This is a genomic window from Planococcus sp. SE5232 (genome assembly GCF_050686535.1).
Taxonomy (GTDB): Bacteria; Bacillota; Bacilli; order Bacillales_A; family Planococcaceae; genus Planococcus.
Genome location: NZ_JBOGCP010000001.1, coordinates 1,233,916 through 1,248,142, shown reverse-complemented (window position 1 = coordinate 1,248,142; position 14,227 = coordinate 1,233,916). Strand labels below are relative to the sequence as shown.

The window sequence follows — 14,227 nt, the reverse complement described above, 5'->3', positions numbered from 1 at the left end:
ATTTTGAAGTTATGTACTTATTTTCTGACTCATTACAGGTAGAATATAAAAAATGGCAATCCGCAATAAATTGCGAATTGCCATTTTTTCAAGTTATTTTAAATTTTCTTGAACACCAGTGAAGCGTTATGTCCACCAAATCCCAGTGAATTGCTCATCGCAAAATTGAGATCTGCTTTACGCGCTTCGTTTGGAACATAATCCAAATCACATTCTTCATCAGGCGTTTCGTAATTAGTCGTTGGAGGCATAATTCCTTCCTGCAGCGCCAAAGCTGTGAAAATCGCTTCAACTCCGCCAGCAGCGCCAAGCAAATGACCTGTCATGGATTTCGTCGAACTCATGCCTAATTTATAGGCATGTTCACCGAATACCGTTTTAACAGCCATTGTTTCGTATAAATCATTATACGGTGTGCTTGTTCCATGGGCATTGATGTAACCAATTTCCGTCGTTTCAACACCTGCATCCGCCAGGGCTTGCGCCATTGCGCGAGCCGCGCCTTCCCCGCCTTCAGCAGGGGCTGTAATGTGATGGGCGTCGCCAGTAGAACCATAACCGACAACTTCCGCATATATTTTAGCACCTCGTGCTTTTGCATGTTCATATTCTTCAAGGATGACGATTCCTGCTCCTTCACCGATGACGAAGCCATCACGGTTTTTATCGAACGGGCGGGACGCTGTAGCTGCATCCGGATTTGTCGTCAATGCTGTGTTCGCTGTAAATCCAGCCACGGACAATTGCGTGATCGGCGCTTCCGCTCCGCCAGAGATCATAACATCTGCATCTCCACGCTGAATAACTTTAAAAGCGTCACCAATCGAGTTTGTCCCTGAAGCACAGGCAGTTACCGAACAGGAGTTGATGGCTTTGGCGCCAAAGTAGATTGATACCTGGCCTGATGCCATGTCCGGAATAATCATCGGAATCAAGAATGGGCTGATGCGTCGGACACCTCTTGTATTCAGTACGTTCATCTGATTTTCAATGGTCTCCATGCCGCCGATACCTGATCCAATCCATACCCCTGTCCGCAAAGCCGTCTTATCGTCCAATTCAAGAGCCGCATCTTTCATTGCCATGATGGAAGCAGCCAACGCATAATGCGTGAAACGGTCCATTTTCCGGGCATCTTTCTTTTCAATATAATTTTCTATCGAAAAATCATTCACTTCTGCTGCGATTTTCGCTGAATACAAATCTGCATCCAGCCTGGTTAAAGGACCAACACCGGACTTTCCGCTCTTTACAGCTTCCCATGTCGTTTCAATATTATTTCCCAATGGCGTTACAGCACCCATTCCTGTAATAACTACACGGCGATTTTCCATTCTATCTTCTTCCTTTCGCATACCTGATTATTTGCCCCACTTCATAGCAATTGCGCCCCAAGTCAAGCCACCTCCGAAACCGACCATGACGATGACATCATCATCTTTTACGCGGCCTTCTTCGATGTCTTCGACAAGAGAAATCGGAATTGTTGCTGCTGAAGTGTTGCCATATTTATGAATTGTTTTCGACATCTTTTCAAGCGGCAGACCCAGACGTTCCCTGGAAGCCTCCATAATGCGGATATTCGCTTGATGCGGAATCAGAAAATCGACATCTTCTTTTTTTAAGCCCGCTTTTTCGATAACGTTTATTGCTGATTCGCCCATTTGGCGTACAGCGAACTTGAACACTTCTCTGCCGTTCATCTGTAAATGGTCTTCTTCGTCCTGAAAAAGGTGTTTGCCTCCAGTACCATCGGCTCCGAGTTCAAAAGATAGAATCCCTCTGCCCTCTGAAACTTTTCCGATTACTGCAGCTCCTGCCCCATCTCCAAAAAGGACAGCTGTATTACGGTCTTCCCAGTTGGTGATCTTCGACAATTTCTCAACGCCAACAACGAGCACATATTTATAAACATCGGAATCGATGAATTGTTTTGCGGTAATGACTCCATACATGAATCCTGCACATGCAGCTGATATATCCATGGCGGCAGCATTGACAGCACCGATCTCCTGCTGAATCACACAAGCCATTGATGGGAAAGGCTGGTCCGGTGTCACAGTTGCCACTAAGATCAAACCGATTTCAGCCGGATCAATACCAGCATCTTCAATCGCTTTTTGCGCAGCTTCGCGTGCCATGTCAGAAGTATCCTGATCGTCTTTTGCAATTCGGCGTTCTTCAATGCCCGTCATCGTACGAATCCATTCGTCACTTGTATCCATGCGCTGCTCTAATTGAAAGTTCGTCAATTTATCTTCAGGCAAACATCTGCCCATACCGATTATTCCAGCATTCATTTATATCCCTCATTTCGATTATCATCATATATTAGTACCTGGTGTTAATAATACGTCATCTACACGCTTATTTCAACTAACTGACATATTTCCGACAAAAAATATTCTTTCTCTGGAATCTTTCTTTCTGTCTGTTACGCCTTATGCTATGATTAATCTAGATATTCTATGTAGAGGTGAAACTAGATGCAATATATTGGAACGTTCTTATGGTCATTCTTTTTGATTTCATTGGTCAACTATGTGGTAAGTGCAGTACAAAACGTGCCTTTCGACTTCATGATCGGCGTTTACATTTCAGTCGGAGTTTCAATCCTGATTTTCGTTATGGCAGCAGTTATTCCTAACGAACCTGCTCCTGAAAAGCATTAATAAAAAAAAGAAGCGTAAACCGGAACCTCGGTTTACGCTTCTTTTTTGTTGATGATGATCTGCTTGTTGTCATCCATGGTCAGTTCCAGTTCCGTATTGGCGACAATCCCACCTTTGATCAATTCACGGGCAATATTCGTTTCGATATTGCGCTGGATAAACCGTTTTAATGGACGGGCCCCGAACACTGGGTCGGTTCCTGCTTCTACAATATAGTTGATGACTGAATCATCTACAGTTAACTTGATTTGCTGCTGGCTGATGCGCGCCGCCAGTTCAGCTATCATTTTCTTGGCAATGCCGTAGAAATGTGTATTATTGAGCGCATGGAAAATGACGATATCATCGATGCGGTTCAACAGCTCAGGTTTGAAGTGTCTGCGCAATTCACTCATGACAATGTCTTCGATATCGTGTTCATTGCTGGTATCGCTGATATAGGCAGATCCAATATTTGACGTCATGATTACTACTGTATTCGAGAAGTTGACTAAGCGTCCCTGGCTGTCGGTAATTCGCCCATCATCCAGGATCTGCAGCAGGATATTGGCGACATCCGGATGCGCTTTTTCAATTTCATCAAGTAAGACAACCGAATACGGATTGCGGCGCACCGCTTCTGTCAGCTGGCCGCCTTCTTCGTAGCCGATATATCCGGGAGGCGCACCAACCAAACGGGATACACTATGTTTTTCCATGTACTCAGACATGTCAATCCGGATGAAGTGGTCTTCCGAATCAAACAGGTTGGCTGCCAATGACTTGGCCAATTCTGTTTTACCGACGCCTGTCGGTCCGAGGAAAATGAATGAACCAATCGGCTTCCGCTCATCCTTGATGCCCGCACGTGCTCTCCACACCGCTTCAGTGACCAGTTCGACTGCTTGATCCTGGCCGATTACCCGCTCCTTCAAGGTTTCGCCTAAGCGCAATAGTTTCTCCCGCTCACCTTCCACCAGTTTCGTGACTGGAATACCGGTCCATCTCGCCACAATTCCAGCAATTTCTTCTTCAGTTACTTCTTCACGCAACAAACGTTCTGTGCCGTCTTTTTCAAGATTGGCTTCGAGTGCCACTAATTCTTTTTCCAACTCAGGAATCTTGCCGTGCTGCAGGACAGCTGCGGCATTCAGATCATAGCGGTTTTCCGCATCTTCCAACTGGCGGCGGTATTGATCCAGTTGTTCGCGCTTTTCCTGAATTTTTTTCAAGGATTCTTTTTCTTCCGTCCATTGCTTCTTCATGTCAGCGGAAGAATCCCTCAGCTCTTTGATTTCTTCGCGTAAAGTTTCCAGCCGTGTTTTGCTTGCAGCATCTTTTTCTTTCATCAAAGCCTGTTCTTCGATTTCTAGCTGCATGAGACGTCGTGTCACTTCGTCGAGCTCCTGTGGCATCGAATCGATTTCCGTACGGATCATCGCGCAAGCCTCATCAATCAAATCGATGGCTTTATCCGGTAAAAAGCGCTCAGTTATATAGCGGTCCGACATGGCAGCAGCAGCTACAATCGCCCGGTCATGGATACGGACAGCATGGTGCAATTCAAAGCGTTCCTTCAAACCGCGTAAAATGGACACCGTATCTTCTACTGAAGGCTCCCGGACCATCACCTGTTGGAAGCGGCGCTCCAAGGCAGGGTCTTTTTCGATATGCATGCGGTACTCGTCCAATGTGGTCGCTCCGATACAGTACAATTCCCCCCGTGCAAGCATCGGCTTCAGCATATTTCCCGCGTCCATCGCGCCTTCAGTTTTACCTGCTCCAACGATGGTATGGATTTCATCAATGAACAGGATGATCTGGCCTTCACTGTCTTTAACTTGCTTTAAAACGCCTTTCAAGCGTTCTTCAAATTCTCCTCGGTACTTGGCCCCTGCAATCAACGCACTCATATCGAGTTCGTAAATGGTCCTGTTCTTCAACCCTTCCGGCACGTCGTTGCGGACGATGCGCTGCGCCAACCCTTCGACAATCGCCGTTTTTCCGACGCCCGGCTCCCCGATCAATACCGGGTTGTTTTTCGTTTTCCGTGATAGGATCCGGATAACATTCCGAATTTCCTGGTCCCGGCCGATGACCGGATCCATCTTCCCTGATTGTGCTTGTTCCACCATATTGCGGCCAAACTGTTCCAACGGGGATTTTTGCTCTGTGCTATTTGGGAATTGAACCATAAAAACCACACCTTCCAATTAGTTTGACTATCTTTGACTAATTAAATTATAATCATTTTTTCTGGAATTAGCAATTATTATAGACCTGATTTTACTGCTTTTATTAAAAGAAAAAAGCCTTCCCAGAAATATCCTGGAAAGGCTCTTGCTGATTCGATTATCTGACGCCAAGCGCCATTTTTGCGTAACGAGACATATGATCTTTGCCCCACACTGGTGTCCAGACGATTTTAACATCGACTTCTTCCACTTCAGGCAATTCATACAAAGCATTTTTGACCATTTCCACAATTTGAGGTCCCATTGGACATCCCATTGATGTTAAAGTCATTGTCACAACTGCAAATCCGTCTTCTGTCACCATTACATCGTATACAAGGCCCAGATTGACAATATCAACGCCCAATTCAGGGTCGATAACTGTTTCTAAGGCACCCATCATGCTGTCTTTCATATCTTGATCCATTCAGAATCCCTCCCTTTACTATTAGTACCATCTTAACAAACTTTCTGCGAAAATGAAATCTACACGCTTATTGTACCAGATGGCGGGCAAGCCATTCTGTTGCTTCCAGCATGCCGTTGCGGCTCACGGCGTGGCCCGCTTCTCTCTCCCGTTTGAAGACGATGTTCTCTGGCACAGCTTCATATTGTTTCTTCAACTCTTTAAAGAGCCGATGCGTCGGTTCAAACGGTACCGTGACATCCTGCTCGCCGTGCCAGAAATAAATCGGGCGGCCATTGAAATTCTCCATGTGATGGCTGCTGTCAAAAACAGCTAATGTCGAAAGCATCTTTTCACGTTCTTCTGCGCTTATCGGCAATTGAAAGCCTCTCGATTCATATTGAGCCATCTGCGCTTGAGCCAGTTCCACATAATTTCCTGCCCCCATCATAATCGCAGCAGCTTTGATCCAAGGATAAACTGTCAACGCGCCCATGGTTGTGATGCCCCCCATAGACGTGCCGCCTACTCCCGGTTCTCCCACCGCCAGACCTTGCTTATGTATTTCTTTATGCAGAAAGGCCAATTCTTCAATTGAGGTCAGTACGATTTCCCAAAACCGCAAGCTGATTTGAACATCATCCAATCCCTCGCTTCGTTCCCCGTGGAGATGTGCATCCGGCAAAATCACCCGAAGCCCTTTTTCAGCCAATTGGTACGCATAATGCAAATTATGCTCTTTGGCACTCATGTGGCCATGAAAAAAAACAACCGTCGGCAACGCCGTCTCCACTTCCTGCTCCGGAATTATATGAAGCAACGGGATATGCCCCCATACTTGCCTTTCGACTTTCATGTAAAATCACTTCCTTTATTAATAATCCTATCAATCTTCACAGTATCCAGCAAACACCAGTACACTTAATAGGTAACAGAAAATTCAATCAAAAGTCGGTTATTTATCTTCATATGACCATTAAAACAGGACTAAAGTATTTTGAATTCCTCAAGATTTTTTGACGAAACCCTTGTATTATCGCTACACTAGTAATATATAGAAAGGAGTCGGCTATTTATGAAGCAACATTTGATTGTTCTTGATTTGGATGGAACATTATTAACAGACCAAAAAGTTATTTCACCTAAAACGAAACTGACTTTAAATAAAGCACTTGAAGCAGGGCACCAGGTAATGATCGCGACTGGCCGGCCATATCGTTCCAGTGAAACTTATTACAGGGAATTGGGCTTGACAACACCTATCGTTAACTTTAACGGAGCATTTGTCCACCATCCCCAAAATCAACATTGGGGGATGCACCATACCCCAATCGGATTGGATGTCGTCCACGAAGTGGTGGAATCGATGCATGATTATGATTTCCATAATATTGTTGCTGAAGTATTAGACGATGTCTATGTTCATCATCATGATGAAAAGCTGATGGATATTTTCCGATTCGGCGATCCTACTATCACCACAGGCGACTTGCGCAATTACTTGAAGACAGATCCAACGTCCATTTTAATCCATGCGCCTTATGAACGGGTCCAGGAAATTCACGACCATCTGTCTTCGGTTCATGCTGAAGTGATCGACCATCGCCGCTGGGGAGCTCCTTGGCATGTCATCGAAATCGTTAAAAGCGGCATGAGCAAAGCTGTCGGGTTGGACCGCGTCTCCAAATCCCTTGGAATTTCACGGGAAAACATCATTGCGTTCGGAGATGAGGACAATGATCTCGAAATGATCGACTTTGCCGGAGTCGGGGTGGCTATGGGCAATGCCATCGATCCTTTAAAAAATATTGCCAATGAAATTACCTTAACTAATAATGACGACGGCATTGCCGAACTGCTGATCGACCGATTGAAACTATAAATCAAAAGGGGAATTCACTATGAGACTATTCGCTGACAGCGCATCAGATCTGCCAAAAGACTTTTTTGAAAAAGAAGACGTCGTTTTGTTTCCGCTCCGTGTCCATATCGGAGACCAGGACTATGAAGATATACGCGGCATTCAATCCATTAAAGTATTTGATACAATCCGTGCAGGCAACCATCCAAAAACATCCCAGGTTTCACCTGAGGAAATGCTGTCTTCTTTTGAGAAGCTGGCAAAGGACGGCGATGAGGGCTATTACATCGCTTTCTCTTCTGAACTTTCCGGCACTTACAGTACAGCTGTGATGGTAGCGGATCAAGTACGCGAAGAATACCCCGACCTGAAATTGACGATACTAGATTCGAAAGCCGCTTCGTTGGGCTACGGATTAATCGTAAAAGAAGCTGCAGCCATGCGAGCCACAGGACAGCCATTGGAAAAAATCATTGAGAAAACCCGTTTTATGGCCGACCACCTGGAAAGCCTCTTTACCGTTGAAGACCTGGATTATATGGCCAAAGGCGGACGCATCTCCAAAGGCAGTGCGTTTGTGGGCGGCTTATTGAACATTAAACCATTGCTTCATGTGGAGGATGGCAAATTGGTGCCGATTGAAAAACTCCGCGGACGCAAGAAAGTCATCAAGCGGATGATCGAATTGATGAAAGAACGCGGCACCCAATTAGATCAGCAAACAGTTGCCATCAGCCATGGCGATGACGAAGAGTTCGCCAATGTCCTGAAACAGGAAATCGAGGAGAACTTCCATCCGCAGAAGATTGAAGTCCATATGATCGGTTCTGTTATCGCAGCACATACCGGACCTGGAACTTTAGCATTATTCTTCTTCAATAAAATCAACTAGGAGCTGATCAGACTGTGAAGAAAATAGTCATCGTAGGCGCAGTGGGCGGCGGCGCAACAGCCGCTGGCCAAATCCGATTCTACGACTCCGAGGCACGCATCACTGTGTTCGACCGCGATTCTACGATGTCGTATGCGGCATGTGGAACACCGTACGTCATCGGCAATGTAATTGAAGACGAACGTTCGATCATCATGACGGACCCTGAGCAATTTAAGAAAAAGCGCGATGTCGACGTTAAATTGCGCCATGAAGTAATGGAAATCGATAGACAAGCTAAAACAGTGCTGGTTCACAATATGGAAACCGATGAACAATTCAGCGAACCCTACGACGCCTTGATCCTTGCTCCAGGGGGTTCTGCCATCGTTCCTGAAGTCGAAGGATTGGATACTTCAACGGTTTTCACTTTGCGCAATTATGAAGATATGCAGCGAATAGACCAATTCATCAAAACTCAACAACCGAAAACCTGCGTGGTTTCAGGTGGCGGTTTTATTGGTCTTGAAATGGCGGAAAATCTGAAAAACCTCGGTTTAGATGTTACGCTGGTGCATAAATCCCCTGCCATCATGTCTATATTAGATCTCGATATTTCCCTGATCATCGAGAAAGAATTGGCACTCCAAGGCGTTAAGTTGCTTACTGGAACTGCGATTGAAAAGTCCGAAGGCAAAAACATCACGTTGACGAACGGCATTGAACTGCAGGCCGATTTCATTATCATGAGCATTGGCTTGAAGCCCAACACCAAGCTTGCCATCAAAGCCGGACTGGACATCGGGGAAACCGGCGGCATCCGAACCAATGAATATATGCAGACAAACGACCCTTCGATTTACGCAATCGGTGATGCTTCAGAGAATTTTGATATGGTGACGGGAGATCCGAAGAGAGTTCCTCTTGCTTCTCCAGCGCATCGCCAGGCATTTATCACAGCACGGCACCTGACCGGGGACAAAATAGCGAAAAAAGGGTTGCTTGGCACTTCAGTATTGAAAATCTTCTCGTTGACCGCTGCCATGACGGGGTTAAACGAGCAGGCGATCAAAGACAAGAACCTGCCATCCGCTTCAGTAACCCATACAGGCAACTCGAATGCCGGCTATTACCCTGAGCATTCCAAAATCACCTTAAAGGTCCATTACAATCCACAGACCCGAAAGATCCTGGGAGCGCAGTGCATCGGTGGCAAAGGCGTCGATAAGCGAATCGATGTTATTGTTACAGCCATTTACGGCGGCTTGACCGTCGACGACTTACAGGCACTAGAGCTTTGTTATGCTCCTCCTTACTCTTCACCAAAAGATCCAATCAATATGATTGGCTATAAGGCCATCAATAAATGATGCCAAATTAAAAACAGGAAGAGAAAAGCATATTGCTTTCTCTTCCTGTTTTATTGTCCAAACGATTAGACAGTTTTTTCATTGGCTCTTTGTTTTGCTGCATCTGCTTTTCGTTGTTTGCCTTTGCGCCAAACAATCCAAAGGAACAGCATGAAGACGACATACATGATAGCAAGGGTCGCAATATAAGCTGAGTTGAGCTTTGTTTCTTCAGTCACATGGAACACTTCCGCTATTTCACGGTCCTGCGTCACCCGATAATCCCCATTGTCTTCCTGGCGGATAATATCGCTTTCAAATAGACCACGTAATTCCTTTCCATCCCCAATGGCTTCAGCAGACAAGTTGATGTTCTTTGTCGAAGAAGAGTCATTGATCGCGATGACCCATGTTTCTTCGTCATTTGAACGCTTGTAGACAAGCCAGCCATCTTCATCATGCAGGACTTCCAATTCCCCTGTCCGCAAAGCTTCAGATGAATTGCGCAATGAAGTCAAATCCGTGATATGGTCAACCAATTCTTTGTCTACCGCCATATCCAGAATTTGATGCGATTCAGGCAATTCCGTTCCATTCATCGCTGATTCCGAACCATACTGAATGACTGGAATACCGGGCATCGTCAATAATTGAGTCAATAACAACGTCCAGCGGGTTGGCGGAAATCCGTTAACGTCCACAATATCCGCTGTAAACCGCGAACCGAATATGGAGTCGACCTGAATCAGTTTTCCTTCGCTCTCGCCCATTAAAGCAGAAACGCCTGTTAAGTCCTGGTCAAAATTCTTATAGGCATCACGCAGCGTTTCTTCTACACCCGGAAGAACCACTGCATCCAATCCAGGCGCCTCTTCCATTTCCTGATCGCTTAAGATGTAGCTGTCCCGAACGTCTTTAATGGCTTCAGAAAAACCACTGATAAATGCAGGATCCAATTGATCTGAATTCTGCAGCCGGAAACCATCAACCTGATAGGTGTCACTGAAATCCGTGAATGTGGAAATCAGAGCTTCCTGAACTTCCGGATTTGCAGTATCCAGCGCTAGGCTGTCGTCTTCATTTTTTGTGAACCATTCTGGATTCTGAGCTGCCCACACATGGTTTTCACTCACCTGCTGCGTAGGGATATCCACTATCACTTTCATATCCTGGTCATGGATCTCAGCCACCAATTCGTTGAACTCCTCTTCGGTTCCAAAATGGCGTTCAAACTCCGTATAGTCCAATACTCTTTTTCCATCGTATGTAGCTGTCGAAAACACAGGTCCTATTGAAAGAGCAGTAAAGCCCATTTCTTTTACGAATAGAATTTCGCTTGCCATCCCATCAAAATCGCCTCCGTTAAAAACGGCTGGGTCTAAGGCATTTACTTCATAATCATTGTCGATCTTTTTGTTGAAATAACGATCAACCAGCGTATCATAGATGAGTTCGTCTTTAAGTTCGAGCTCTTCCTGAGCAGATACTGGATTAACCATTGTCACTATCAACACACTTGCTAACATGCTTGAAATCCATTTTGCCTTCAATCTAAAATCCTCCTTCAATGAGGTTGTTATTGCGTTCCACCCGGTTAATTTTATCAAACTCAGGCTACCGCCGCCATGTTAAGTTGGCAAATCGACAACGACTTCCCGGAGTTTCGTCTAAACTGTGAAAACCTAAAGAAAAGCGGAAGCGATCGTTAAGACCCGACAGGCATAAGGCGTGTTGACGAAGCGGCGTATGTTTGCCGCACAGTCGACGTGACTTATGACCCCGAGGGGCTGATCGCTGTAGCTGGACACTTAGAAAAGCGGAAGCGCCCGTGGAGCTCTGACGGGCATAAGACAGACCGGCGAAGTGGCATGTTTTCAGCCGCATAGCCGGGCTGGCTTATGACCCGAAGAGCTGGGCGCTGGAGTCTGGACAATAAGAAAAGCGGAAGCGCCCGTGGAGCTCTGACGGGCATAAGACAGCCCGGCGAAGTGGCATGTTTTCAGCCGCATAGCCGGGCTGGCTTATGACCCGAAGAGCTGGGCGCTGGAGTCTGGACAATAAGAAAAGCAGAAGCACCCGTTTAGCCCGACAAGCGCTGGAAGCCTTGCCGGTAATGGCGCTCTTTGCCATTTCTGGTAAGGCTGAAGCGACTCGAGGGGCTGGCTGCTGGAGTCTGGACAATCAAGAAAAGCCGAAGCAGCCATCAGCTTGTACACAAAATGAAAAGCCATAAATCAAACTTTCCCAAACCACGAAAAAAGACAGATGCTGGATGCATCTGCCCTGCTTTCATTAAAAGAAATCCAAACCGATCGGCAACATGAATCCGACAAACATCGTGGCAAATAAGAACAATGCAAACAAAGCCCAGAACATCGTAACCGGTTTTTGTTTTTTCGAACGGACCAAAACCATTTCCATCATTCCGATCGTCAATATACCCAATAGGAATTTGATGCCGTATACCATCGGATCTGATGAAGACCATTCGATGAATAAAGTAAGGCCAGTGATGATGATCAAAATGTAGAACAATCTCAAGACCATGTGTAGAATCTTGCGGCCTTTGCTGTCACGCTGCATGAATGCTGCAACTAGGAATAAAATGACGGCTACGACCCATGTAGTGATGTGCAAATGTGTAGTTTGTGTAAAAATGTCCAAAATCTCACCTCTTCTAATAAAGTCCTTTCCAGTTTATCACAAACCGGACGAGTAAAAGGGCTCAGATCTTATGACAAATGTGTGACGAGCGTTCCGATCGATTCGATTGAGACTTTGACGGTGTCTCCCGCCTTCAGGAATTTCGGCGGATTGAAGCCTTTACCGACTCCAGCTGGAGTTCCGGTCAGCAGAACATCACCGGGCTCCAATGCCACATACTTCGAGACTTCCGCTACAAGTTCGTCCACACGGCGGATCATGTTTTCTGTATTGCCATTCTGGCGAACTTCATCATTCACTTTTGTGACGATCGACAAATTCTGCGACTGTGGAATTTCGTCTTTGGTGACGATGTATGGTCCTAAAGGACATGAACCCGGGAAGCTTTTCCCAAGAAAATACTGTTGATGCTTGTCCTGTATATCGCGGGCAGTCAAATCATTAGCGATCGTATAACCGAAAACATAGTCATAAGCCATTTGTTTCGGGATCTTATGGCCTGCTTTTCCAATGATAACAGCAAGTTCCCCTTCGTAATCATAGGAATCGGTTAAATCAGCATGGACAGAAACGGTCTCACCATCTGCAGAAATGCAGGTAGGCGACTTCGTGAATACCACTAGATCTACAGGAGCTTCACTGCCCATTTCTTTTGCATGGTCTGCATAATTCTTTCCGATGCAGATAATATTTTTGGGTGTTCTTGAAATGGGAGCTAACCATTCAATTTCTGAAAAAGAGTGTTTGAATTCTTTAGAGCGGTCAGATTGGACAGCAGCTTCCGTCAATTTACGAATTTGTTCAACAAATTCCATGCCTTGCGGAATTCCTTCCACCAATTTCTCAGGAAACTCGGGTAAGACCTGCAACTGCTGTTGAATGGCAATCAGATCCCATACAGCTTCTTCCTTCTTAACTTTCGGTCCAAATCCTTCTTTTCCTTCGTAGCGAAATGATAACAGCTTCATTCGTCAAACACTCCTTTTCTTTGATTGAATTCATTATACACATTCAGCGTTTTGAATTGTTAGTTTTTTCGAAATTATTTCCGTATGTCCATTTTCTCCAAACCATTTCAAGCGGTCCCCGGGTGAATTTTTCGAACCAAAGTTCTGCGAAAATCAGCTGAACCACGAAAATACCGATGGCGATCAATGTTCCAGTCAACAAGTCAACCTGTCCATATAGACCGAAGCCGTAAGAATAATAGATCGTCGTCGCTAAAATGGATTGTGTAATATATGTCGTCAGAGACATCTGCCCTACTTTGGCGACCGGAGAAAATAACTTCTGCACGATTGTTTTTTGTGCGAGCAGTGCGATGATCGCTGCATAGCTGACAGCAAGAAGCGGGCCTCCAAAAATATCCTGCAAATAGACAAACGCGTAATTTGGCTCAAATAGGATGGGGCCGGATTTCAACAATAAACCGATCAGCAAGGGTCCAATGGCCAGGGCCAACCACAGCTTGTGCTTTTCCTGGGTCCGTTCAATCAGCCGCCATTTTGCCGCCGCCGCTCCGACCATCAGAAATGGCAGAATTGTCGCGATCAAGATGATGTAATTGGCCAAGTTATTGCTATAAGTCCAATCAGCCAATCGCTGGCTGAAGATTTCTGCAAAGCTTCCCGATTGGTAAGCTTGAATCGAGCTTTCAATTTCCATGTACCCCACATAAATATTCGGATCCGCTGCAGCCGCTATAAACATGATGCCGAGCAGCAGGAGATGTGGAATCGTATAGATGATGGCCGCAAAACCCATCAACCAACCTGAAGGCAGCCGAATCATGAAGATCAGAAGGAATCCCATGATGGCATAGGTGATCAGAATATCTCCATACCAGATCAAAAAGGCATGAAGGATACCGAACACCAACAAGATCACCAGGCGTTTGACGGCTAAGGGCATAAAGGGGCGCTTGCTGGCTTCTGCACGCATGTATTGCATCGCCAACCCATAGCCAAATAACATGGCAAATAAGGGGTAGAAGCTTGCCTGTATGAATATATCGATAAACCGGTATATTCCTTCATTCAACGTTCCATTGAACCATTTGTATGGATCGATATACAAAAATGGGGAATGGAAAGTCAGCATATTGATGATCAATATGCCAAAAAGCGAAAAACCTCTCATCAAATCAATCGCTTTTACTCGTTCATTTAGTGAAACGGGCTGTAAGTTCAAA

General features: G+C 45.5%; 13 protein-coding genes. 4 read left to right on the top strand and 9 right to left on the bottom strand.

What is annotated here, in order from left to right:
- Nucleotides 1-98 precede the first annotated feature (98 nt).
- Both fabF and ACRC6Q_RS05780 read right to left on the bottom strand, forming a co-directional pair.
- Complete coding sequence (gene fabF, locus ACRC6Q_RS05785) at nucleotides 99-1,334, bottom strand: beta-ketoacyl-ACP synthase II (RefSeq protein WP_431466045.1); 1,236 nt, start codon at nucleotides 1,332-1,334, stop codon at nucleotides 99-101.
- A gap of 27 nt (nucleotides 1,335-1,361) precedes the next feature.
- Nucleotides 1,362-2,300: a beta-ketoacyl-ACP synthase III gene (locus ACRC6Q_RS05780; protein ID WP_431466044.1), complete on the bottom strand. Its 939-nt coding sequence runs from the start codon at nucleotides 2,298-2,300 to the stop codon at nucleotides 1,362-1,364.
- A gap of 186 nt (nucleotides 2,301-2,486) precedes the next feature.
- Between ACRC6Q_RS05780 and ACRC6Q_RS05775 the strand changes: the two genes are divergently transcribed.
- Complete coding sequence (locus tag ACRC6Q_RS05775; protein WP_223633946.1) at nucleotides 2,487-2,672, top strand: YjzD family protein; 186 nt, start codon at nucleotides 2,487-2,489, stop codon at nucleotides 2,670-2,672.
- 32 nt (nucleotides 2,673-2,704) lie between these two features.
- On the opposite strand, the gene ACRC6Q_RS05770 is transcribed toward ACRC6Q_RS05775, so the two are convergent.
- The 3 genes from ACRC6Q_RS05770 to ACRC6Q_RS05760 all read right to left on the bottom strand — a co-directional run bounded on the left by ACRC6Q_RS05770 (nucleotide 2,705) and on the right by ACRC6Q_RS05760 (nucleotide 6,147).
- The gene (locus tag ACRC6Q_RS05770) at nucleotides 2,705-4,846 is read right to left on the bottom strand and encodes an ATP-dependent Clp protease ATP-binding subunit (protein ID WP_223633949.1); all 2,142 of its coding nucleotides are present in this window, start codon (nucleotides 4,844-4,846) and stop codon (nucleotides 2,705-2,707) included.
- 157 nt (nucleotides 4,847-5,003) lie between these two features.
- The gene (locus ACRC6Q_RS05765) at nucleotides 5,004-5,312 is read right to left on the bottom strand and encodes a metal-sulfur cluster assembly factor (RefSeq protein ID WP_223633952.1); all 309 of its coding nucleotides are present in this window, start codon (nucleotides 5,310-5,312) and stop codon (nucleotides 5,004-5,006) included.
- Nucleotides 5,313-5,379: 67 nt separating this feature from the next.
- Entirely contained in the window at nucleotides 5,380-6,147 is a 768-nt protein-coding gene (locus tag ACRC6Q_RS05760; RefSeq protein WP_431466043.1) for a prolyl oligopeptidase family serine peptidase, read from the bottom strand.
- A gap of 219 nt (nucleotides 6,148-6,366) precedes the next feature.
- Here ACRC6Q_RS05760 and ACRC6Q_RS05755 point away from each other — a divergent pair, with 219 nt between their 5' ends.
- From ACRC6Q_RS05755 to ACRC6Q_RS05745, 3 genes are read left to right on the top strand one after another with little or no spacing between them, the layout of a single operon-like run.
- Nucleotides 6,367-7,173, top strand: a complete 807-nt coding sequence (locus tag ACRC6Q_RS05755) for a Cof-type HAD-IIB family hydrolase (protein WP_223633958.1) — start codon at nucleotides 6,367-6,369, stop codon at nucleotides 7,171-7,173.
- 19 nt (nucleotides 7,174-7,192) lie between these two features.
- Entirely contained in the window at nucleotides 7,193-8,044 is an 852-nt protein-coding gene (locus ACRC6Q_RS05750) for a DegV family protein (RefSeq protein WP_223633961.1), read from the top strand.
- Nucleotides 8,045-8,058: 14 nt separating this feature from the next.
- Nucleotides 8,059-9,393, top strand: coding sequence for a CoA-disulfide reductase (locus ACRC6Q_RS05745; RefSeq protein WP_431466042.1), 1,335 nt, complete (start codon nucleotides 8,059-8,061; stop codon nucleotides 9,391-9,393).
- A 65-nt stretch (nucleotides 9,394-9,458) separates the two neighbouring features.
- Here the strand turns inward: ACRC6Q_RS05745 and ACRC6Q_RS05740 are convergent, their stop codons facing one another.
- The 4 genes from ACRC6Q_RS05740 to ACRC6Q_RS05725 form a co-directional block, all read right to left on the bottom strand.
- Nucleotides 9,459-10,922, bottom strand: a complete 1,464-nt coding sequence (locus ACRC6Q_RS05740; RefSeq protein ID WP_223633967.1) for an alpha-amylase family glycosyl hydrolase — start codon at nucleotides 10,920-10,922, stop codon at nucleotides 9,459-9,461.
- A gap of 742 nt (nucleotides 10,923-11,664) precedes the next feature.
- Complete coding sequence (locus ACRC6Q_RS05735) at nucleotides 11,665-12,036, bottom strand: YisL family protein (RefSeq protein ID WP_223633969.1); 372 nt, start codon at nucleotides 12,034-12,036, stop codon at nucleotides 11,665-11,667.
- A 68-nt stretch (nucleotides 12,037-12,104) separates the two neighbouring features.
- Nucleotides 12,105-13,004 carry a fumarylacetoacetate hydrolase family protein gene (locus ACRC6Q_RS05730; RefSeq protein ID WP_298826828.1) on the bottom strand — a complete coding sequence of 300 codons (900 nt, stop codon included), beginning with the start codon at nucleotides 13,002-13,004 and terminating at the stop codon, nucleotides 12,105-12,107.
- Between the two features lie 43 nt (nucleotides 13,005-13,047).
- On the bottom strand, nucleotides 13,048-14,226 hold the full coding sequence (locus ACRC6Q_RS05725; protein ID WP_431466041.1) for a DUF418 domain-containing protein: 1,179 nt from the start codon (nucleotides 14,224-14,226) through the stop codon (nucleotides 13,048-13,050).
- Nucleotide 14,227: the final 1 nt, after the last annotated feature.